Source organism: Mycobacterium sp. SMC-2, assembly GCF_025263485.1.
Classification (GTDB): domain Bacteria; phylum Actinomycetota; class Actinomycetes; order Mycobacteriales; family Mycobacteriaceae; genus Mycobacterium.
Genome location: NZ_CP079863.1, coordinates 5,147,757 through 5,168,651 on the forward strand (window position 1 = coordinate 5,147,757; position 20,895 = coordinate 5,168,651).

Consider the following 20,895-nt stretch of genomic DNA (forward strand, 5'->3'; position numbering starts at 1 on the left):
ATCCGCGCCCTAACGTCGACGGCCGGTTTTTGTCGTACCCGGTTGCGATGATGTGGTTATGTCTTCGATCGCATCTCCTCCGGTGGTGGTGAGCCCTAAAGAGCGCCTGGCGGTGCTCTTTGCGGAGTTGGCGGAGTTGGCCGGTCAGCGCAACGCCATTGATGGGCGCCTCGTAGAGATCGTGGCCGAGATCGATCGCGACGGGCTGTGCGGGATGACGGGGGCACGTTCGGTGGCGGCGCTGGTGGCCTGGAAGCTGGGCTCGTCCTCGGCCAACGCCCACACCATCGCCACCGTGGCGCACCGGCTGGAGGAGTTTCCGCGCTGCGCGGCGGACATGCGGGCAGGTCGGCTGTCGCTGGATCAAATCGGGGTCATCGCCGCCCGCGCCGGGCAGGGATCTGATGAGCATTATGCGCAGTTGGCCGGGGTCGCCACGGTCAGCCAGCTGCGCACCGCGGTCAAGCTCGAACCGCGACCGGCTCCCGATCCTCGGCCGGCACCGCAGCCCTCGATCACCAAGACCCCCGGTGAGGAGTTCAGCCGTTGGCGGATCACCCTCTCAAAGCTGGATGCGGCGAAGTTCGAGGCCGCTCTGGCGGCTCATCGTGAGGCGCTGATCGCCCAGTGGAAACACGAGCGCGCCCCCGGCCAGCCCCCAGCTGAGGCCGCGGCGCCGATGCCCGGCGACCTCGAGGCGTTTATGCGCCTGATCGAGACCGGCTGGGATGTCGAGGCGGTACGGCGCCCCCACGGGCAGCACACCACAGTGGTGGCCCACCTCGACGTGGCCGCACACGCGGCTGCGCTGCACCTGGGTCCGCTGCTGTCCGACGCCGAACGCCGCTATGTGACTTGTGATGCCAGCTGTGAAGTCTGGTTCGAACGCGACGGCCAGGTCATCGGCGCCGGGCGGGCGAGCCGGGTGATCAACCGGCGGCTGCGCCGCGCTCTCGAGCACCGCCAGCCCAGCTGCGCGGTCCCCGGCTGTGAGGCCACCCGCGGCCTGCACGCCCACCACATCGTCCACTGGGAAGACGGCGGTGCCACCGAGCTGGCCAACCTGGTGCTGGTCTGCCCCTATCACCACCGGCTACACCACCAAGGCCTCATCACCATCACCGGGCCCCCAGACAATCTCACCGTCACCGACGAGGACGGACAACCACTGCACCCCGGACCGCTCGCACGCCCACCCAAACTGCCCCCGCCGGCCGTGCCGCCGTGGCCCGGGCCCCTCGGCGAACGCGCCGACTGGTGGTGGTACACACCCTTCCAACCCCAACCACCACCTAGCAACAACTAGAACAGGTTGGGACACAGAGAGTTCCGTTCGCGTCATCCGCTGCTAACGGATCGCGATAATCAACGCCGACAACCGGGCCGCAGCGGCGCTGACATGCATGCCGATTTGAGCCCAGTCGGCCTTCGGGTCACAGCATGTCCGGTTCCACGACTCCGGGTTCGATGCCCAACAAGTGGCGGCCAGCCTGCTCGTAGCTGATCTGTGCGTTGAAGATCACGTGCCGCGACCCGATAGCGAAGTCGCGCCAATAGCGTTGTGCGGCCGCAGTTGTTGCGAATCCGGAGGATCCCCCTAGATCCAGCAGCCGCTCGATGGCGTCATGCAGCAGTCGGATCACTAGAGCACCCTCGCCGCGGGCTTCGGTGCGTTCCTCAACCGACTGCACCCGGCCCTCGGATGCCGCGGCGTCGATGCGGGCGCACGAGTCCTCCACCATGCGCCGCGCCGCTTGAATCTGGGTAACGGCTTCACCGATGGAGGCGTGATACGCCGCCGAATCGCTCTTGTGCGCGTAGCTGCTATAGATGATGGGCCCCGCGCTCTTGGCGGCGATCACCTCGAGCAACCCCTCCGCGCATCCGACCAGAACGCCCAATGCCTTTGCTCGCAGGATCGGGTAGTTGACCCAGTAGTCGCTGGCAACGCGAACGGCTTCGTCGACGGTGGCCGGCGGTGAGACCGCGATGTCGGAAAAGGCGGCAATCATGCCTGCCGGCACGGTTACGTCGTTGGCTACCACGGTGTCCGACCCGGTGCCCTTCATTCCGGAGACCTGCCACGTGTAGTCCAGCGCGACGTCGGACATGGGCATCACCGCGAGCACGGGCAGCTGCTCGGGCGAGACCGCAGGCACCATCGTCCAGGCGGCGTGGTGCGACCCCGTCGCATAGCTCCACCGTCCGGTGAGTCGATAGCCGTTCCCGTCGGCCACCAGGTGGCCAATTCCGTTCTGCGGTGAACAAATAAGAGGAACGCCGTCGGCGAAGACGTGCTCCTGGATAGCCGCCGGCAACTTCGAGGCGAACCACAGGCAGGAGTTGTAGATGGTGTAAACCCAGGCGGTCGACGGACATCCCTTGGCCAGTTCCGCTGCGACCCTGGCCATCGAGCGGCTCGACTGCGCCAGCCCGCCCACCCGCCGGGGCCCGGCCATCGAGAAGACGCCGATTTCAGTGAGCTTGTCGACGACCTCGCGGCTCAACTCGCTGTTCTGTTCGTGCTCTGCCGCTTTGCTTTCCAATAGCGGGCGCACGGATTTGGCCCTGGCGATGAGTTCGTCGGCCAGCTCGTCCTGGAACGAAAAGAACTCGGCCTGTTGCCCGGGGCGAGTGTCTTGGTCGATAGACATGGACAAATACCTTTCTAGGTAAGGGAGGACCGTCGGATCAGGCCAACGGGCGGTCGCCTGCGGAACGGCATGAAGGCACGTGGAGTCGCTCTTGACTGCGAAGGCGCCGCTCCGCGAAGGGCTTTCGCGCCCGCACCTTCCTCGGTGGTCACAATTGGCATCGATTCCTGTAGCGAGCGGCTCGGCATTCCCATTGCGCCTCCCAAGTCTGTGCTTGTCGGCGAGCCGGTGTGAGGCCAGCTCTGGACGCACCACCTGACCACAGATAGTGGCCAGGTGGTGCCCGTCAAAGAGTAGCTGTCTTTGACTGATTGTCAATGACTTGAAGTCGACGAATTTGTGCGCGCCATCCCCCCGCCGCGCGCCGATCCGACGCGCAACAGTTCAGTCGAGCCGGATTTCGTGGACAAAGCCCTCGATCACCGGGCCTGTTCAGTCCCTTCGCGCAGCTGACGGATCGCTTTGTCGACCGGCTTTTTCAGCGAGGGATCAAGTTGGGCGGCACCGCGCAGAGCCGCAATCGTCTGCTCGAACAGCACATCGGTCAGCGCGGTGACATCGAAGGGCTGGTCATTTTGGTGCCAGAAGGCGGCGACAGCGTCAACGGCGGCTGTCGCCGCGCGAAGCATCATCCTCAAGGCCGGCTTTTGCGGATCCAGGCCGAGGGCGGTGCACCCGCGATCGATCTCTCGCCAACGCTGCTCCTCGAAGAAGGCCCATGCCTCCGGGTCGGCGCCCCGGCCGCCGAGGACCAATCGGGTGGCGAGGCCGCGATGCCTGGCCAGATAGGCGAACTGGTTGTAGTAGCGCTGCCGCATCTGTGCGCCCGGGGGCTGCTCGGGGTCAACCTGGTGCGCTGCGTCGAACTCTCGGGCCGCATCCTCCATCGCCGCGAGGTACAGGCCGCGCTTGTTCTTGAAGTAGTGGAAGAGCAGCCCATGAGCGACGCCGGCGGCGGTGGCGATGTCGCTGACCGCGACGTCGTCGTAGTGCTGGGCGGAGAACGCCTCGACGGCGACATCGAGAATCCGGCGGCGGGTCTCTTCAGCCTGAATCTTTCGAGGCGCTAAGTCCGACTTGGTGCTCACACGCGGCCCCTTTTTGGTTGCCCTGCATCACCCGACATCGATATACCACCACAGATTATTGCCTATCGAGGCATTTATCCGACTTCAAGTCATTGACTGGAAATCAATATGGCCCTAGTGTGAGCCTGCGCACGTCGAGTCGTCGGCGGCAGGCCTCGGCCATACCCCCGGTCTGCTGCCCGTCGGCTCGCCGCGTCGCAGGATCCGGCGATGTACGCCGAGGACCGGCCACCACCATTCGGAGAAGACGATGACCGCACGCCCCCGTCTGGCCCATTTTGTGCTGCAGACCAGTCAACTGCCGACGATGCGCGATTGGTATCTGAAAGTCCTTGGTGCACACGCTGTCTACGAAAACGCCGCAATGTGCTTTCTGACCTTCGACGATGAGCATCACCGGCTCGCCCTGCTGGGGTTGCCGCCCGGCGTGCTCGGCGAGCGGACGCCGCTGACCACCGGCATGGCGCATTCGGCGTTCACCTTTCCCTCGCTCGGCGATCTGCTCGACAAGTACCAAGAGCTCAGGGAGGTCGGCATCGAGCCGCGGGTGCCGGTCCAGCACGGCGTCACCACGTCGATCTACTACCGCGATCCCGACGGGAACATGGTCGAGCTGCAGATCGACAACTTCGCCACCCCGGGCGAGGCCACCGACTACATGAACGGCCCCGAGTATGCCGCCGACCCCATCGGCCCCAGTTTCGACGCCGACGAACTCGTCAAGGCCTACAGAGCGGGGACCCCGGTTGCCGAACTCACCACGCGCACATGGGCAAAGACGACCACCCAGGTCAACCCATTCGAGCTGCTGACCACCGCCTGAACGAGGAGCTGACGCCATGCGGTTGATCAATCTCGGCGGCCGCCTTGCCCTCGAACGTGGCGGGCGGGCGGTCGACGTCGAGCGCGCCAGCGCCGGCGAGTTCTCCGGGAGTTTTCAGGAGGCCTTCGAGCGTTGGGACGACTTCCGGAGCTGGGCCGACGACCTCGGCGACATCGCTGGAGAAGAATTCGAGGCCGCCGACCTCGGCGCGCCGGTGGGAACCCCCCGGCAGATTTTCGCAATCGGGTTGAACTACCGCGGCCACGCCGCCGAGACCGGAATCGATATCCCGGACACCCCGATGGTGTTCACCAAGTTCGCGTCGTCGATCACCGGACCGTATGGCGAGATCGTCATGCCGCCTGGGTCGGTCGACTGGGAAGCGGAACTGGTCGCCGTTGTCGGCCGACGAGCCGAGAATGTCCCGACGGGGCGGGGATGGGAATATGTGGCGGGCTTGACGGTCGGCCAAGACTTGTCCGAACGCGACCTGCAGGTCAAACCGCCGGCCCCCCAACAGTTCAGCCTCGCCAAATCGTATCCGGGGTTTGCCCCGCTGGGCCCGGCCCTGGTGACTCCGGACGAACTCGCCAACCCGGACGACCTCGAGATCGGGTGCTCGATCGGTGCAGAACAGGTTCAGCACGCCCGCACCGAAGACCTGATTTTCCCCGTCCCGGAATTGATTTCGTACCTCTCGGGCATCCTGACATTGTTTCCCGGAGACCTCATCTTCACCGGCACGCCCGCCGGGGTCGGGTTCGCGCTGTCGCCCCCCCGATACCTGCAGCCGAACGACGAGTTGAGCACGTTCGTCGAAGGCATCGGAATCATGCGCCATCGGATGGTCGCCCGGCGGGAACACCGGTGAGCCTGCCGCCATCACCGGTGAGTGACAGCGAGATCCTCTGGGAACCAACGCAACATTCGCCCGGTGATTACCGAATGGCCCGGTACGTGCGTTGGCTGGCACGACAGCGACAGTTGACCTTTTCGGGGTACCACGACTTGTGGCGTTGGTCGACGCACGACTTACCGGCGTTCTGGCGGTCGGTCTGGGACTACTTCGTCGTCGTCGCCGACGGCGATCCCAGCCGGGTGCTCGTGGATGAATCGATGCCTGGCACACGGTGGTTCCCGGACGTGCGCCTCAACTACGCCGAGAACATGTTGCGCGGGGATGATGGCCAGACGGTTCTGACCGCCCTGTCCCAGACCCGGGAACCTATTAGTATGACCCGTCGCGAACTACGCGATCAGGTCGCGCGAGCGGCCGCCGGCCTGCGCCGGCTCGGTGTCGGCCCAGGCGACCGGGTCGCGGCCTTCCTACCCAACATCCCCGAAGCGTTGATCGCGATGCTGGCCACCACGAGTATCGGGGCGATCTGGGCGGTCTGCGCGCCGGAACTGGGCGTCCGCAGCGTGCTGGACCGCCTGCAGCAGCTTGAGCCCAAGGTGTTGATCGCCATCGACGGCTATCGGTACGGCGACAAAGCCATCGACCTCGCCGATCAGGTGTCTGCCATCCGGGCCGGCCTGCCGACCGTGTCCGCCACCGTCAGCCTGCCCTATCTCGGGTCTGGGGTGACCGGCGAAACCAGTTGGCGTGAGCTGTTATCGGAGCCGGCGACGCCGCGATACGAGCGGGTGGCCTTCAACCACCCGCTCTGGGTGCTCTTCTCCTCCGGGACCACCGGCCTGCCGAAGGCGATCGTTCATTCCCATGGCGGAATCGTCTTGGAGCTACAGAAAGCGCTCGGCCTGCACTCGGATCTGAGTCAGCACGACACGTATTTCGTGTACTGCACGACGACCTGGGTGATGTGGAACATCCAGGTATCCGGGTTGCTGTTGGGCGCCGCGATTGTCCTGTTTGACGGAGACCCCGCCTTCCCAGGGCCGGATGAGTTGTGGCGAATTGTGGAGCGGACCCGCGTGACGGTGTTCGGCGCCGGGGCGGCATTCCTCATGGGGTGCCGCAGGTCCGGGATGCGGCCGGGCGAGCTGTTGGACCTGAGTCGGTTGCGGGCCATGATCTCGACCGGCTCCCCGTTGCCGGCCGAAGGATTCCGGTGGGTCTACGACGCCGTCGGCTCTCACATCTATCTCCAGTCCACCAGCGGAGGAACCGACGTCTGCACCTCCTTCGTCGGCGGCACCCCCCTTCTTCCGGTGCGTGCCGGCGAGATTACCGCGCCCGCGCTGGGGGTGCTGGCCCGCGCGTTGGACGCCGACGGCAATCCTGTCGTCGGCGAACCGGGAGAACTTGTCATCTCCGCACCGATGCCGTCGATGCCCGTGTACTTCTGGAACGACCCCGACGGCAGCAAGTACCGCGCCGCATACTTCGAGCGTTATCCGGGACAGTGGCGGCACGGTGACTGGGTCGTCTTCAACCCCCGCGGTGGCTGCGTCATCAGCGGGCGATCCGACGGCACCCTGAACCGGGGAGGAGTTCGCCTGGGCACCAGTGAGTTCTACTCGGCGCTTCAAGACATCGATCAGATCCACGACGGTCTGGTCATTCACCTCGACGACCCGTCGGGCGGCGTGGGCTCACTGCTGCTCTTCGTTCAGCTCGCGCCCGGTGCGCACCTGGACGACGCACTTCGCGCACAGATCAACCGGCAACTGCGGATGCGGCTCTCACCGCGGCATACGCCCGACGACATCATCGCGATACCTGAGGTTCCCTACAACCTCACCGGCAAAAAGCTCGAGGTCCCGGTCAAACGCCTGCTCCTAGGCGCGCCACGCGCCACCGTCGTCTCCGACGGTGCGGTCAGGAATCCGCACGCCCTGGACGCTTTCGAAGAGTTGGCCGGCCGGTACGCCCCAGTGCGTTCTTGATCCACAGTTTTCCAGGAGGCGAAAAACCATGTCAGAAACCACGATTCCAGTACTCATCGTTGGTGGAGGCGCATCGGGGCTGATGACGTCAATCATCTTGTCGTGTTACGGCATCGACCACATCCTGGTCGAACGCCACGAGAGCACGTCGATACTGCCGAAGGCACACTACCTCAACCAGCGCGCCATGGAACTGTTTCGCCAGTTCGAGCTGGCCGACGACGTCTACGCAGTGGGAACACCACTGGCCAATATGTCCTCGGTTGTGTGGCAGACCACGCTGGCCGGTGATGGTCCATTGCAGCGCAAGACGTTTCATAAGATGGACTGCTTCGGTGGCGGCGCGCTCACCGAGCGCTACCAGCGCGACAGCCCGTGCCCGTCGACGAACTACCCACAGCTACGCCTGGAACCGATCATGCGCCAGCACGCCGAGAAGCGTGCCCCGGGCAGGATCCTGTTCAATCACGAGCTCACCGCGCTCGCACAGAGCGCCTCTGCGGTGACCGCGAGCATCCGAAACCGGGCCACCGGGGACGAGTTCACCGTGACCGCCGACTATCTGGTGGGTGCCGACGGCGGAAAGACCATCGGGGCGATGATCGGCGCGACCATGGTCGGCGCCCACGACTTGCTCGACATCGTCACCGCCCACCTCAAGGCCGACTTCTCCCAGTGGTGGGACGATGACGTTCTCATCGCTCATTTCATCAATCCGGAGGCGGGTTCGTACCCCTCGGGCGGCAACATGGTGCCGATGGGCCCGACCTGGGGCAAGCATTCGGAGGAATGGGCGTTTCACTTCGCTTTCCTTCCCACCGATGACTCGGACCTCGACGAGGCCGCGATGGTGGTCAAGATCCGCGAACTGCTCGGCGGCGGTGAGATTCCGATCGAGATCCTGCGGATCAGCCACTGGTCGGTGCAGGGTTCGATTGCCGACAAGTACTCCGATGGACGGGTTTTCCTGGTCGGGGACTCCGTTCACCGGCATCCGCCGACAACCGGCCTGGGCATGAACACCTGCGTGCAGGACGCGCACAACCTCGCCTGGAAGCTGGCCGCGGTCATCAAGGGCCAGGCCGACCCGGCGTTGCTGGACACCTACGCCGTCGAACGCCAGCCCGTCGGGATGCGCATCGTGGACTGGGCGTTGTTCACCATGCAGAACCACTTCGTCGTCGACGCCGGGATCGGGCTGCTGCCCGTTCCCGTTCCGCCCGAGATGCATCGCGCCGTGTTCGAGATCTTCTTCTCCGATACTCCGATGGGGGCGGCGCGCCGGGCCCGGTTCGGCGAAGTCGTCAAGACTCAGCGCACCGAGTTCCAAGCCCACGATCTCGAGATTGGCTACTCCTACCCCGCAGGGGCCTTGGTGCCGGACGAATCGCAACCGCCGCCAACGGATCCGATGGGATCGATCTATTACCCGACGACGCGGCCCGGTCATCGGTTGCCGCACGCATGGCTCGAATTCGATGGGACCCGGCTGTCCACCCACGACCTGACCTCCAACGACGGCCGATTCGTGTTGATCACCGGGCCTAACGGCCAAGCGTGGGCTGCGGCGGCGGCCGCCGCCGCGGAGAGCTTCGGGGTCGAGATCCAAGTGGCAACCATCGGGAAGGACTACCGAGACGCGGATGGCCAGTGGGCTGCGGTCAGCGAAATCGGTGACGATGGAGCGATTCTCGTCCGTCCGGACAACTACGTCGCCTGGCGCAGCATGACGTCAGCTGGCGACGCCGTCGGCACACTCACCGAGGCCGTCGCCACCGTATTGCACCGCTGAGAAGTTTCCCATCCACTAGATCACAGGAGAGCGACCGATATGAGCTCCAAAGCAAGCGCCGACTTCGCGGACCCCATCGCCCTTTTCGGCAGCGACCCCGAGGCGGTGAAAGAAATCGCCGCCATGGAAAAGGCCGTCGAATCCAACTACAACCACCAGTTCCTCGACGATCCCGACGCGCCCCTAGAGCACTACATCGAACACCCCGACGTGAGCTTTATCGACATACTGGCTCCCGGCCACTACTTCGGGCCAGATGTTCGCAACTGGTTTAACTACATCGGACCCCAATTCGTGGGCGAGCTGGGCCTGATCAACATGCGGATCTTCGCCAAGGACGGAGTCGGTTTCGTCTACATGAATCAGACTTACGAGGGCAAGTTGGACGACGGGAAGCACTTCTTCTGGAAGATGCGTCAAACCGACGTGGTGCAAAAGATCGACGGCAAGTGGAAGATCCTGCACACCCACCTGTCCTTCGGAGCCGCACCACAAGCCAAGCACCCGGACTCCTGGGAAGTCGACTTCGAGATGCCCCGGCGGCCACAGCCCTGGACGGTCAGCCCGGAGTTAGCCGGCGGCTGAACGCCTTCGGCTATCGCCGCCCAAAGCCGTCGGCAACGGCTCAGACGGTGGCCTGATCTCGGGGAGCCACCGCGCCCGCACCGCTCGCGACCACGACTGGTCCGACCACAAGCGCCTGAGCCGGAGCCTCGGGATTGGTCGCGATCCCGTCGTCAGGCCGCACGCCGCCTTCCTCACACATCTTCTGCCACATGGCCATCCGAATCCCGCGGCTCGGTGTCACCTTTCCGTAGGCGAAGATGCGCCACAAGGTCCAGTGCGGCGCCCGCAGCGACTGGGGCCGGCCGACGAGATGATGCAGCACGAACATCCAGGCGACCATCAGCGCCATCATGATTGCCGCCGCAACCCAGCGCGCGGCCGCCGGCAGGGTCGAGTTGTGCGCGAGAATGTGCACCCAGCCCACCCCGAAGTAGGCGAACATCATGCCGGTCGGTGCCACCAGCAGCAACCACAGCTTCTGCGCCCCCTTAAGGCGCGGCACTGCCGATTACCAGCAGCGGGGTGTAATTCCTGCTTCGCACGGCCGCCCTAATCGCCCACGGCAGCGCGAAGATGACCACAGCGGCGCCGGCGATGAAGAAAAACGTGATCTGCGCGGGGGCGCTGGCGACGAAGTCGCCGGGGCTGGGCTTGATATTGGGCGGCCACCCTTGATCGTCGACCAGCGGCCACCAACTGGGAGTGACCATCGAACTCATCGAGTACCGACCTTTCTGTCGACTCAACGCCTTGCATCGGATGCCGCGGCTCGCATCAGCCAGGCCACATGTAGGTCGGCAGGTGCGCCGTCGACGCGCCGACAATGCCAAGCCAGTTGAAGGGCAGATGATAGATCAATATCGTTGCCGCGCAGCAAAATCCGATAGCTGCCAAGGTGCGCACGGTCGGCTGTAACGCCGGGTGCCAGCGTTCGAATCCACGCTCCACCGGCGATAGGCCGTCGGTCGACCAAATGGACTGCAGCCGCATCCACGTGTAGAACAGCCCGAGCGCGGCCACCAAAAACGACTCATAGAGCGGGAACTGGAATTGACTGCCCGCCCACAGCGTCAGCGGCCCGTACGTTCGGGCATACGCATAACCGTGCGTCAGTCGGATCGCCAGATTCTCGACGACGAAGTCGAAAACGAATTCGCCGAGAAACACAATCGCGAACAACGATACGTTGGACAGCCGTGCCCAGCGCGACCGCAGCGCGGAATAGGCATAGCAGCCCACGATCGCGACGCCCGCGCAGAAGTACACATACATCGGTGGTCCCCACAGCAGGGACTCGCCGTAGCGCGACGAGGCGGCCGGGTTGTGGAACGGCAAGAACGCCGTCCAGACACCCAGATTGACGTTGTGTGCATTCCAAGCGAACAAGTACGTGTAGCAGTTGAGGAATGCGTCGGCGACGAAAGCCGCCAGTCCCCCGATGACGAATTTGCCGTCCAGGCTCAACACACCCGTCCTGCGCCACGGCTTGATGACGCAGAACCAGACCAGGAAGGCTAGTAACGTCGTACTGATGCCCTCAAAGACCCTCAGCGCCACCAAATTCCACACGGGCATCCGGTCGGTGCCGATCAGCGGCGCGGGCCCGAAATCGTCTGAGGCGATCCAGCGCAACAGCGCTTGCACCGCGATAACCAACCACACCAACGCGATTGCGGCCCATACCGTCACCGCGCCCGAACGTGCGGGGCCTGTCATCATTTCCCGCCGCGGCCGGGCGGGGCGCAGGATCGATTCGCTCGTCACCGTCAACTCCTTCGGTTGTGCAGACTCATGCATGCGGCGGGAGGCCATCGGCCTCACTGGTTATCCGGCATCGCTGCGAACTTCGTCGGCAAACACGCCCGGTGAAGATGTCAGGCAGCTGTGCCGGCTCATTCGGGCCCGCTGTCGACAGTCCGGTTTGAATGGCGCCCTGAGCCATCACGATTCCCTTCGCTCGGGTTGTGGACGGCTGCTACGGGCCGTCTTCACGGTGCCGACGAAAAAATTGAGAGCCGGTTCGAATTCGTAATCGCCGCTCAGGGTATACCGAGTGCTGACTGAATATCAATGACCGAAAGTCAATTTGTAATCCCTCGCGGCCGCTGACAGCGACCTGCCGAGCCCATGCCGTTCCGGCCCAGTCGATGTCGAGTGTTCGGCCGGCAAGCCGCAGGAGAACGGCGGCGACACCTCACGAAAGTGGCTTCACAGGCGTCGCTCGGGGCGAATGATCCAGCCGGTCGGGCCTGCCCCGCACGCCTGTTGTCGCCGGCGTCGCGGCGTATTCCCGCTCCCATGCCAGGGCGTGCCTCGTCAGACGCTGGAATGCGATGACCGCAACCCGCCGCAGTCAGGTTCAGCAACATTTTCTCGGGTGGAGCTAAGGGGATTCGAACCCCTGACCTACTCGATGCGAACGAGTCGCGCTACCAACTGCGCCATAGCCCCTGATCGCTAGCAGGCTACCAGCCGCGGGCCGGACCGCCGAAATGCGAGCACTACTCGCCGACGGCGCGCGGCAAGTCCCTGGGCCAACCGTAGTTGCGCATCGGCATCGCATAGTCCAGGTGCTCGAAGATCGGGTCCTCGTCGTCGATCTCCAGGACCACCGCTCCCGGGCGCCGCAGCCGCGAGGGGACGACGTCGTAGTCGCGGTCGTAGGCGTTCTCGACGCCCATGCGCGCCCGCGCCATCCGCTGCATCCGGCGGCGACGCACCTTCTCCTCGATGCGGGTCTGGCGCCGCAGGTATGCCAGGTACAGCAGCGTCACGGCGGTGGCGCCGCCGCACGCCCACCACGCGGTTGGCGAAATCTTGAACGCGGCAGTGGCCGTGCCGACCAGCACGACCGCCATCACCATCAACACGCGCTTGCGGAAGGCGTACTTGCGGGCGCTGACCGCGGCGGCGGTCTTGGTGTCGAACCGGCGCCGTCGCGACGCGTTCCGCGGGACGGGCGCCGGCTCGTCGTCGGCTTCGGCTTCCGGCTCCAAACCGGAAGAGTCCTCGACGTATTCGAAGCCCTCGTCGTCTTCGTCGCCCTGTTTGGCGACCACGTCGGTGTCGGAATCGTCGTCGGCGTCGGCTTCCTCCTCGACCGCCGCTTCGACGCCCGCCGGCAGCGCCTGGGAATCCTCGACGACGTCGACGTCGAGATAGTCCGGCTCGGCGCGCTCGGGTGTCGCGATCTTCATGACGACGGGGCGCGCGGCCCGTAGCTCCTCGGTGTCGTGCTCTTCGTCCTCATCCTCGGCAACGTCCAACTCGCTGTCGGCCGACTCTTCCGGCGGCGTCCAGTCGGGGTCGCTGCGGTGACCGGCGGCCGGGCCGCTGCGCTTGACCAGGCGGGAATTCGCGCCGCCGTTGAGGACGCGGGTCGCCAGCGCGACGTCGCTGGTGCGGCGCACGGCATCGCGTTTGCTGACGAGCATCGGCACCAAGACGAACAGCCAGAGCACTACGAGCGAAATCCACAACAGTGACTGCGGAATGCTTGGCATGACTGACCTGCTCTCTTCGGTTCCGATCCCCGCGAGGCCCACCCGCGGCCGAGTCTTAGCGACCAGGACAATTACACACCTGTAATTTGCCTCTCACAAGCACCACGAGTCACTCGTGTCGCGATAGCCACACCCCAATCGGGCCCTCAGGGCCGGGCGGGGGCATCGATAGGCGGTCGGTCAGACCCAGCTGGCGTGCCCGCCACGGACCAGGGTCGATGCCACCGATCCGGACACCTCTTCCGCCGTGATCGCCATCAACAGGTGGTCCCGCCACGCCCTGTCGACCTCGAGGTAGCGCTTCAACAACCCCTCCTGGCGGAAGCCGACTTTTGCCAATACGGCCCGGCTGGCGGCGTTCTCGGGCCGCACGGTGGCCTCCACGCGATGCAGCATCACCGGCCCGAAGCAGTGGTCCAGGCCCAGCGCCAACGCCGCCGTGGCCACCCCGCCGCCGGTCGCCGACTGCGGCACCCAGTAGCCGATCCATGCCGACCGCAGCGCCCCGTGGGTGACGTTGCCGATGGTCAACTGGCCGCAGAACTGCCCGTCGAGTTCGATGACATAGGGCAGCATGCGGCCCGCGCGGGCCTCGGCGCGCAGGCCGGAGCACAGAGCCGGCCACGCGGCGACCGTGTGCCGACTCACCCAATCGCCTTCCGCGCTGGGTTCCCACGGCTCGAGGTGCGCGCGGTCGGCCAGCCGGATGCGGCTCCACTGGGCGCCGTCGCGCATCCGCACCGCACGCAACCGGACAACCCCCGCGGTCACCCGCAACGGCCCGACGTCCAGCGGCCAACCCGGATGACGGGCGTTGGTACGCAACAGGTTCACGAGCTTGCGGAGTTGTCGCACTTAACCGCGCTGAGCCAGGAAGGCGACGTCGACGATCTCGCCGGTGCGTATCTGTTCGGCGCCGCTGGGCACCACCACGAGGCAGTTCGCTTCGGCGAGGGTGGCCAGCAGGTGCGAGGACGCTCCGGGGGCCCCGCCCAGCGCCTGCACCAGGTATTCGCCGGTCTCCTGGTCGCGCATCAACTGGCCGCGCAGGTAGCCCTTGCGCCCGACGACCGACGTGATCGGCGACAGCGTGCGGGCCTGCACGATCCGGCGCATCGGCTGGCGCTTGCCCAGCGAAAGCCGGATCAACGGGCGCACCATCACCTCGAACACCACCAGCGCGCTGACCGGGTTGGCGGGCAGCAGGAACGTCGGGACGGCGTCGCGGCCCAGCTGTCCGAAGCCTTGGACGGAGCCGGGGTGCATGGCGACGCGGACGACCTCCATCTCCCCGAGCTCCGAAAGCACCGACCGCACCCTCTCGGCCGCGGCGCCCCCGACACTGCCGGCGATCACCACCACCTCGGCCCGGTTGATCTGGCCCTCGACGGTTTCCCGGAATTCCTGGGGGTCGTTGCTGACGATGCCGACGCGGTTGACCTCCGCGCCGGCGTCCCGCGCCGCCGCCGCCAACGCGTAGGAGTTGACGTCATACACTTGGCCGTTTCCCGGGGTGCGCGAGATGTCGACCAGTTCGCCGCCGACGGCCATCACCGTCACCCGGGGCCGCGGATGCACCAGCACCCGTTCGCGGCCGACCGCCGCCAGCAGGCCTACCTGCGCCGCGCCGATGACCGTGCCGGCGCGCACCGCGACGTCACCGGGCTGCACGTCGTCGCCGGTGCGGCGCACATACGCACCCGACGGCGCCCCCCGCAGGATCCGCACCCTCGTGCTTCCGCCGTCGGTCCAGCGCAACGGGATGACGGCGTCGGCCAGCGTCGGTAACGGAGCTCCCGTATGCACCCGGGCCGCCTGGCGGGGCTGCAGGCGGCTGGGCGTGCGCGCGCCGGCCTCGATGGTTCCCATCACGGGCAGGACCAGGCCGTCGCGGCGGTCTTCGTCGAGCTCCGCGTCGCCGCGCGGCGGCTCACCCAGGCTTTCTGCACCCACTTCGCCGACGCCGAGCACGTCGACGCTGCGCACCGCATAGCCGTCGATCGCGGCTTGATCGAAGCCGGGCATGGGGCGTTCGGTGACTACTTCCTCGGCACACATCAGGCCCTGCGCCTCGGCGATGGCCACCCGGATGGGCCGCGGGGCGACCGCGGCAGCGGTTATCCGGGCCTGCTGCTCTTCCACAGAACGCACAGCGCGCCTCTCTGCCCTCTAATCGGCCGCTACCCCTCGGCCAGGCCTAACCGCGCCACCAACCATCGCCGCAAATCGGGGCCGTAGTCGTCACGATCCAATGCAAAGTCAACCGCAGCCTTGAGGTAGCCGCCGGGATTTCCCAAGTCGTGTCGAGATCCGCGATGCACGACGACATGCACGGGGTGGCCCTCGGCGATGAGCAATGCGATCGCATCCGTGAGCTGTAGTTCGCCGCCCACCCCGCGCTCGACGCGGCGCAGCGCGTCGAAGACGGCGCGGTCGAGCACGTAACGGCCCGCCGCGGCCAGCCTCGACGGAGCCTCCTCGCGCTTGGGCTTCTCGACCATGCCCTTGACCCTCAGCACGTCGGGGTCCTCGCCGGGCACCGGCTCGACATCGAAAACCCCGTAGGCGCTGACCTCTTCGGGCGCCACCTCGATGGCGCACAGCACCGTGCCACCGTGCTTCGCCCGCACCTTCGACATCGTCTCCAGGACGCCGGTCGGCAGCACCAGGTCGTCGGGCAGCAGCACCATCACGGCGTCGTCGTCGGGCGTGAGAGTGGGCTCCACGCAGCTGATCGCGTGTCCCAGGCCGAGCGGTTCGGCCTGCACCACGGACTCGACCTTGATCAGCTGCGGCGCGCGCCGCACCTTGTCGAGCATTGCCTTTTTGCCGCGGGCCTCCAGCGTTCCCTCGAGGACCAGGTCCTCGACGAAATGCGCGACGACGCCGTCCTTGCCCTCGGAGGTGATGATCACCAGGCGATCGGCGCCCGCCTCAGCCGCTTCGGCGGCGACCAGCTCGATGCCGGGGGTATCGACTACCGGCAGCAGCTCCTTGGGCACCGTTTTCGTCGCGGGCAAGAAGCGAGTACCAAGACCGGCAGCGGGCACGATCGCCGTGTGTGGGACCACCACTTTTGGGCCTGACATCGTTCACACGATAACCCGAACGCGGCGCGCCGAGTCGATCTGGCGCGGGCAATAACCCTGCTGTCATGGCCTGCTGTCATGGTTGTCTCATGGCGACCACCAGCAAGGCCGCGTTGCGGGCGCAGCTGCAGGCGGCGCGGCGCCGCGTTGCCGACACCGTTCGGGCCGACGAGGCGCGAATGTTGTGCGAGCAACTACGGGCCGCGGAAAGCATCCTGAGCAGCGACAACACGGTATGCGCCTACGTGCCGGTGGGCGCCGAACCCGGCTCGATCGAGATCGTGGATATGTTGCTGCGGCGGGCCCGCCGAGTGCTGCTGCCGGTTGCACGCACCACCGCCCACAACGCGCCGCTGCCGTTGCGCTGGGGCGAATACCGGCCCGGCACATTGAGATCCGCACGATGGGGATTGCTGGAGCCGCCGGAGCCGTGGCTGCCGGCGTCGGCGATCGCGGAGGCGAGCCTGATCCTGGTGCCCTCACTGGCCGTCGACCGCTCCGGCGTGCGACTGGGCCGCGGCAGCGGTTTCTACGATCGCTCGCTGGGCGGCCGGGACCCCCGTGCGCGGCTGGTGGCGGTGGTGCGCGACGCGGAACTGGTGGACAAGCTGCCCGCCGAGCCGCACGACATCCTGATGACCGACGCGCTCACACCGCGGGCGGGACTGGTCGCCCTCAATCCGCGGTAACAGATCGGGAATGAGTGACGCCACGTGGCGGTTCTAGCACTTGAGACGCTAGAGTGCTAACAGGCTTCGCAATCATCCGGAGGTTTTCGTGCCGACTTACAGCTATCAGTGCACCGAGTGCGACGATCGCTTCGACATCGTGCAGGCCTTCACCGACGACGCGCTGACCACCTGCAAGCGCTGCACCGGCCGGTTGCGCAAGCGCTTCAACTCCGTCGGCGTGGTGTTCAAGGGCAGCGGCTTCTACCGCACCGACAGCCGCGAGTCCGGTAAGAAGTCGACGAGTTCGACCAATGGGTCGTCGTCGAGCGACTCGGGATCAAGCTCGGGCTCGAGCGAGAAGTCCGCGCCGAGCGAGAAGTCCGGATCGGGCGAGAAGTCCAACAGCAGCGCCACGGCGTCCACCGCGGCGGCCTCGAGCTAACGGGCTATCCACAGACACCTGCGCCGCCGGCATTACCGCTGACGCCGCTGCGCTTACCGTTGCGGCGTGGGCGAATCGTCGCTGAATCCAAGCCTGTACGGCCGCCTGTCGATGCTGCGTCCGGATTGGACCCGGACCGTGCTGGCGCGACGGGTCGTCGCGGGCGGGCTTGTCGTGCTGGCCGGCTTCGCGGCGCTGCGCTCCAACCCGGCCGGTGACTACGCCGAGGTGCTGGTCGCCGACCACGACCTGCGGCCCGGCGCCGCATTGACTCCAGATGATGTTCGCCTCGAAAAGCGTTTGGCTGCAACCATTCCCGACGGATCATTAACCGACGTGAGCGCCGTGGCCGGTTCGACGCTGGCCGGCCCGACCAGGCGCGGCGAAGTGCTTACCGACGTGCGGTTGCTCGGCAGCCGGCTGGCCGAGTCGACCGCGGGACCCGGCGCGCGGATCGTGCCGCTGCGTCTGGCCGACGGCGCCCTGATCGACCTGGTCCGCGTCGGCGACGTCGTCGACGTGCTGGCCGCACCGGCAACCCCGTCACCGGAGACTCCCCTGCCCGCCCCCAAAGTGGTGGCCACCGACGCCGTGGTGGTGCTCGTGTCGGCCAAGCCGAAGGTCCAGGCCGGCGACGGCGACCGCGTAGTGCTGGTGGCGCTGCCGGCTCGCGTGGCGAACGCGGCGGCGGGCTCGGCGCTGGGTCAGGCGGTGACGCTCACCCTGCACTGAGTCACGATCAGGCGGACGTCTGGAGGCTGGCGCAGTATTTGCACTTGCGCGCGGCCTCGGGGATGTCGGACTTGCACTCCGGGCAAGCCTTCGTCGCCGGCTCCTCGCCGAACACGGTGACCCCGCGGCGGGCCTGGATGTGCTTGTAGGGCAGCACGATCATGAAGTAGACGGCCGCCATGAAGACGACGAAATAGATGATCGCCGAGATGAACGATCCGATGTCGAGGAAGGTCGCCTTGTTGCCGGCATCGCCGAGCTGCCAACCCAATCCGAACTGGGTGCCGGGCTGCGCGGCCGCGACCAGCGGGTTGATCACGCTATCGGTGAAGGCCTTGACGAGGTTCGAGAAGGCCAGGGCCACGACCAGACCGATGGCGACGGTGATCACGTCACCGCGCATCACAAAACTCTTGAATCCCTTGAACATGCGCAGACCTCCCGTAGCGCCGACTTTCAGGGCAACGCGCCGCCGCCCGAGAAAACGCTATGCCAGGTTTGTGCGCTAGCCCACATTCCGCGGGCAATTAGCCACCAAAAGTTGACCGCGTCGTGACGCCGCAAAACAGAAAGGTCTGGTCACAGCCAGACCCCGCGGGCGGTCAGATCTCCAGGCTCGACAGCTGCCCGATGATCTGAGCGGCCAGCGGGTTGAGCGTCGCCATCCCGTCGCGCACCGCATAACGGGAGCCGGCCAGGTTGACCACCAGCGTGCTTCCGGACACCCCGGCCAGGCCGCGTGACAATCCGGCGTCGATGATCCCGGCGGAAAGCCCCGAGGCCCGGATGGCTTCGGCGATGCCGAGGATTTCGCGGTCCAGGATCTCCCGGGTGGCTTCGGGGGTGACGTCGCGCGGCGTGACCCCAGTCCCCCCGACGGAGACCACCAGGTCCACCCCGCCGATCACCGCGGTGTTGAGCGCGTTGCGGATCTCGACCTCGTCCGCCGCGACCGCGACCACGCCGTCGACGACGAAGCCCGCCTCGGTCAGCAGCTCGGTGACCAGCGGCCCGCTGTGGTCCTCATCCCCGTGGGCGGTGCGATCGTCGACCACCACCACCAGGGCCCGGCCAACCACCAACTCCGCACCCGTTTCCATGGGTGCCACCGTATAACCGAGCTCCGACAACCCCGCTGCGGAGGGTTCTTCGACTCGCATTACTGATCCGCCTTCCCCAGGGTCACCGGCACGGTTCGGCTGCCACCACCAGCGGGATCGGAGAAGGTCAGCGAAATCTTGTCGCCGGGCGCCTTGGAGCGCACCGCGGCGACCAAGGCGTCGGCGCTGTTGATCGGGCGGTCATCGACCTTGGTGACGATCACGTTCTTGGGCACTCCGGCGGCAGCGGCCGCACCGCCCGCCACCACGTCGACGACCTTGGCGCCCGGGGTGCCCTTGTCATTGGTCACCTGGACGCCGAGCGAGGCGTGGGACGCCTTGCCACTGCTGATCAGCTCGTCGGCGATGCGCTTGGCCTGATCGACCGGGATCGCGAAACCCAGGCCGATCGAACCGGTCTGGGCGTCCGGCGAGTCCGCACCCAAGGTGGCGATCGCCGAGTTCACGCCGACCAGCTGGCCATTCATGTTGACCAACGCGCCGCCGGAGTTACCGGGGTTGATGGCGGCGTCGGTCTGAATCGCGTCCAGCACCGTGTTCTGGTTGCCCGACTCACCGGTGGTGGACACCGGCCGGTTCAGCGCGCTGACGATCCCGGTGGTGACCGTGCCCGACAGACCCAGCGGCGACCCGATGGCCACCACCGGCTGGCCGACGCGCAGATCCGCCGAGGAGCCCAGGGAAATCGGGGTGAGGCCGGAGACGCCCTGCACGCGGATCACGGCGATGTCACTGGTGGGATCGGTACCGACGACCGTGAACGGTGCGGTGCGGCCGTCGGCGAAGGTCACCGTCGTCTTCGGAGCCGGACTGCCCGGTCCGCCGGGAGCTCCCGGCGGGCCGCCGGGGGGCAGCCCGGGCGCGCCGGGCGCCTTCGGCGGCCCCGCGGCCGCCGCGACCACGTGATTGTTGGTCAGGATGAGCCCGTCGGCGGAAAGGATGATGCCAGAGCCCTCCTCGGACTGGCGGCCCAGATCCGTCTCCAGCATGACGACGCTGGGCACCACCTTGGAGGCGACCTGTTCAACGCTGCCCGGCGGCATGTTCGCCGCGGGGACGCTCGGCGCCCCGCCGCTGATGACGCTGTGCCCATTGCCATTGCTGGTGTGCGTGCCCAGCTCGACCGCCGTCGCCGCGACCCCGCCGATACCGGCCGACACCACCGCGATGGTCACTGCGCCGACGGCCAACAGGCCTGCGCGGGGTCGTTTTTGGTGCCCCGGCGGCGGCATCGGCGGCAACATGCCCGGGATCGGGCCCGTCCCGGAGCCCCCGGGCACGGGGCCTACCCCGGTGCCCCCCGGTATCCGGCCCGGACCGGTGCCGCCGAATGGGTCATAGGGCTGGCGGAATTGGTTCGTCTGCGATTGATGCCGCCAATCGAATGGCTGGCCGTACGCCTGCTGAGGCCCCTGGCCGTAAGCAGAGGTCCCGGGCGCAGGCTGACTCGGCGCGGGACGGTATCCCGGCTGCTGCGGCGGTGGCGAATACCTCGGGTCATTCGTCATGTCGCTAGGTCGCTCTTCCTCTATCTCAGTGTTCGGCTCGTCGACTCGACTGGGT

The 20,895-nt window shown here is 66.5% G+C and carries 19 protein-coding genes, 1 tRNA gene and 1 pseudogene; 9 read left to right on the top strand and 12 right to left on the bottom strand.

The window, feature by feature from the left end:
• Window positions 1-58: 58 nt before the first annotated feature.
• Window positions 59-1,306, top strand: coding sequence for an HNH endonuclease signature motif containing protein (locus KXD96_RS24125; RefSeq protein WP_260740769.1), 1,248 nt, complete (start codon window positions 59-61; stop codon window positions 1,304-1,306).
• A 127-nt stretch (window positions 1,307-1,433) separates the two neighbouring features.
• Here KXD96_RS24125 and KXD96_RS24130 read toward each other — a convergent pair whose 3' ends face one another.
• A complete protein-coding gene (locus tag KXD96_RS24130) occupies window positions 1,434-2,654 on the bottom strand; it encodes an acyl-CoA dehydrogenase family protein (protein ID WP_260740770.1) in 1,221 nt (406 codons plus the stop codon).
• A gap of 419 nt (window positions 2,655-3,073) precedes the next feature.
• Window positions 3,074-3,742, bottom strand: coding sequence for a TetR/AcrR family transcriptional regulator (locus KXD96_RS24135; protein WP_260740772.1), 669 nt, complete (start codon window positions 3,740-3,742; stop codon window positions 3,074-3,076).
• Between the two features lie 250 nt (window positions 3,743-3,992).
• Between KXD96_RS24135 and KXD96_RS24140 the strand changes: the two genes are divergently transcribed.
• From KXD96_RS24140 to KXD96_RS24160, 5 genes are all read left to right on the top strand, one after another.
• Entirely contained in the window at window positions 3,993-4,565 is a 573-nt protein-coding gene (locus tag KXD96_RS24140; RefSeq protein ID WP_260740774.1) for a VOC family protein, read from the top strand.
• A gap of 16 nt (window positions 4,566-4,581) precedes the next feature.
• The gene (locus KXD96_RS24145) at window positions 4,582-5,436 is read left to right on the top strand and encodes a fumarylacetoacetate hydrolase family protein (protein WP_260740776.1); all 855 of its coding nucleotides are present in this window, start codon (window positions 4,582-4,584) and stop codon (window positions 5,434-5,436) included.
• Window positions 5,437-5,510: 74 nt separating this feature from the next.
• A complete protein-coding gene (locus tag KXD96_RS24150; RefSeq protein WP_260740779.1) occupies window positions 5,511-7,415 on the top strand; it encodes an acetoacetate--CoA ligase in 1,905 nt (634 codons plus the stop codon).
• Between the two features lie 82 nt (window positions 7,416-7,497).
• Window positions 7,498-9,207: an FAD-dependent monooxygenase gene (locus KXD96_RS24155; RefSeq protein WP_260740781.1), complete on the top strand. Its 1,710-nt coding sequence runs from the start codon at window positions 7,498-7,500 to the stop codon at window positions 9,205-9,207.
• 39 nt (window positions 9,208-9,246) lie between these two features.
• Window positions 9,247-9,792: a nuclear transport factor 2 family protein gene (locus KXD96_RS24160; RefSeq protein WP_260740783.1), complete on the top strand. Its 546-nt coding sequence runs from the start codon at window positions 9,247-9,249 to the stop codon at window positions 9,790-9,792.
• A gap of 40 nt (window positions 9,793-9,832) precedes the next feature.
• Here KXD96_RS24160 and KXD96_RS24165 read toward each other — a convergent pair.
• The 7 genes and pseudogenes from KXD96_RS24165 to KXD96_RS24195 form a co-directional block, all read right to left on the bottom strand.
• Window positions 9,833-10,493: pseudogene (locus KXD96_RS24165) on the bottom strand (hypothetical protein).
• Between the two features lie 55 nt (window positions 10,494-10,548).
• On the bottom strand, window positions 10,549-11,538 hold the full coding sequence (locus KXD96_RS24170; protein ID WP_260740786.1) for a spirocyclase AveC family protein: 990 nt from the start codon (window positions 11,536-11,538) through the stop codon (window positions 10,549-10,551).
• 614 nt (window positions 11,539-12,152) lie between these two features.
• Window positions 12,153-12,225 (bottom strand) — tRNA-Ala (locus tag KXD96_RS24175).
• A 50-nt stretch (window positions 12,226-12,275) separates the two neighbouring features.
• Window positions 12,276-13,277, bottom strand: a complete 1,002-nt coding sequence (gene glpR / locus KXD96_RS24180) for a gephyrin-like molybdotransferase receptor GlpR (protein ID WP_260740788.1) — start codon at window positions 13,275-13,277, stop codon at window positions 12,276-12,278.
• Window positions 13,278-13,457: 180 nt separating this feature from the next.
• Window positions 13,458-14,111, bottom strand: coding sequence for a GNAT family N-acetyltransferase (locus KXD96_RS24185; RefSeq protein WP_260745532.1), 654 nt, complete (start codon window positions 14,109-14,111; stop codon window positions 13,458-13,460).
• 21 nt (window positions 14,112-14,132) lie between these two features.
• Window positions 14,133-15,428: a gephyrin-like molybdotransferase Glp gene (gene glp, locus KXD96_RS24190; RefSeq protein WP_260740789.1), complete on the bottom strand. Its 1,296-nt coding sequence runs from the start codon at window positions 15,426-15,428 to the stop codon at window positions 14,133-14,135.
• A gap of 29 nt (window positions 15,429-15,457) precedes the next feature.
• Complete coding sequence (locus KXD96_RS24195; RefSeq protein WP_260740792.1) at window positions 15,458-16,366, bottom strand: UTP--glucose-1-phosphate uridylyltransferase; 909 nt, start codon at window positions 16,364-16,366, stop codon at window positions 15,458-15,460.
• 89 nt (window positions 16,367-16,455) lie between these two features.
• Between KXD96_RS24195 and KXD96_RS24200 the strand changes: the two genes are divergently transcribed.
• The 3 genes from KXD96_RS24200 (at window position 16,456) to KXD96_RS24210 (ending at window position 18,211) form a co-directional block, all read left to right on the top strand.
• Complete coding sequence (locus KXD96_RS24200) at window positions 16,456-17,055, top strand: 5-formyltetrahydrofolate cyclo-ligase (RefSeq protein WP_260740793.1); 600 nt, start codon at window positions 16,456-16,458, stop codon at window positions 17,053-17,055.
• Window positions 17,056-17,143: 88 nt separating this feature from the next.
• Entirely contained in the window at window positions 17,144-17,479 is a 336-nt protein-coding gene (locus KXD96_RS24205) for an FmdB family zinc ribbon protein (protein WP_260740797.1), read from the top strand.
• 66 nt (window positions 17,480-17,545) lie between these two features.
• Window positions 17,546-18,211 carry an SAF domain-containing protein gene (locus KXD96_RS24210; RefSeq protein ID WP_260740799.1) on the top strand — a complete coding sequence of 222 codons (666 nt, stop codon included), beginning with the start codon at window positions 17,546-17,548 and terminating at the stop codon, window positions 18,209-18,211.
• A 7-nt stretch (window positions 18,212-18,218) separates the two neighbouring features.
• Here the strand turns inward: KXD96_RS24210 and KXD96_RS24215 are convergent, their stop codons facing one another.
• From KXD96_RS24215 to KXD96_RS24225, 3 genes are all read right to left on the bottom strand, one after another.
• Window positions 18,219-18,641, bottom strand: a complete 423-nt coding sequence (locus KXD96_RS24215) for an MscL family protein (protein ID WP_260740801.1) — start codon at window positions 18,639-18,641, stop codon at window positions 18,219-18,221.
• A 172-nt stretch (window positions 18,642-18,813) separates the two neighbouring features.
• Window positions 18,814-19,371, bottom strand: coding sequence for a molybdenum cofactor biosynthesis protein B (locus KXD96_RS24220; RefSeq protein ID WP_067921405.1), 558 nt, complete (start codon window positions 19,369-19,371; stop codon window positions 18,814-18,816).
• Window positions 19,371-20,840 (bottom strand): S1C family serine protease, encoded by a 1,470-nt coding sequence (locus KXD96_RS24225; protein ID WP_260740816.1) that lies wholly within the window; start codon window positions 20,838-20,840, stop codon window positions 19,371-19,373. The genes KXD96_RS24220 and KXD96_RS24225 overlap by 1 nt, the downstream gene beginning before the upstream one ends.
• Window positions 20,841-20,895: the final 55 nt, after the last annotated feature.

Excerpts from the sequence above, each read along its gene's own strand:
- KXD96_RS24125 (WP_260740769.1), top strand. The coding sequence starts at position 59 with ATGTCTTCGATCGCATCTCCTCCGGTGGTGGTGAGCCCTAAAGAGCGC.
- KXD96_RS24130 (WP_260740770.1), bottom strand. The coding sequence starts at position 2,654 with ATGTCTATCGACCAAGACACTCGCCCCGGGCAACAGGCCGAGTTCTTT.
- KXD96_RS24140 (WP_260740774.1), top strand. The coding sequence starts at position 3,993 with ATGACCGCACGCCCCCGTCTGGCCCATTTTGTGCTGCAGACCAGTCAA.
- KXD96_RS24145 (WP_260740776.1), top strand. The coding sequence starts at position 4,582 with ATGCGGTTGATCAATCTCGGCGGCCGCCTTGCCCTCGAACGTGGCGGG.
- KXD96_RS24150 (WP_260740779.1), top strand. The coding sequence starts at position 5,511 with ATGGCCCGGTACGTGCGTTGGCTGGCACGACAGCGACAGTTGACCTTT.
- KXD96_RS24155 (WP_260740781.1), top strand. The coding sequence starts at position 7,498 with ATGACGTCAATCATCTTGTCGTGTTACGGCATCGACCACATCCTGGTC.
- KXD96_RS24160 (WP_260740783.1), top strand. The coding sequence starts at position 9,247 with ATGAGCTCCAAAGCAAGCGCCGACTTCGCGGACCCCATCGCCCTTTTC.
- glpR (WP_260740788.1), bottom strand. The coding sequence starts at position 13,277 with ATGCCAAGCATTCCGCAGTCACTGTTGTGGATTTCGCTCGTAGTGCTC.
- KXD96_RS24195 (WP_260740792.1), bottom strand. The coding sequence starts at position 16,366 with ATGTCAGGCCCAAAAGTGGTGGTCCCACACACGGCGATCGTGCCCGCT.
- KXD96_RS24200 (WP_260740793.1), top strand. The coding sequence starts at position 16,456 with ATGGCGACCACCAGCAAGGCCGCGTTGCGGGCGCAGCTGCAGGCGGCG.
- KXD96_RS24215 (WP_260740801.1), bottom strand. The coding sequence starts at position 18,641 with ATGTTCAAGGGATTCAAGAGTTTTGTGATGCGCGGTGACGTGATCACC.
- KXD96_RS24220 (WP_067921405.1), bottom strand. The coding sequence starts at position 19,371 with ATGCGAGTCGAAGAACCCTCCGCAGCGGGGTTGTCGGAGCTCGGTTAT.
- KXD96_RS24225 (WP_260740816.1), bottom strand. The coding sequence starts at position 20,840 with ATGACGAATGACCCGAGGTATTCGCCACCGCCGCAGCAGCCGGGATAC.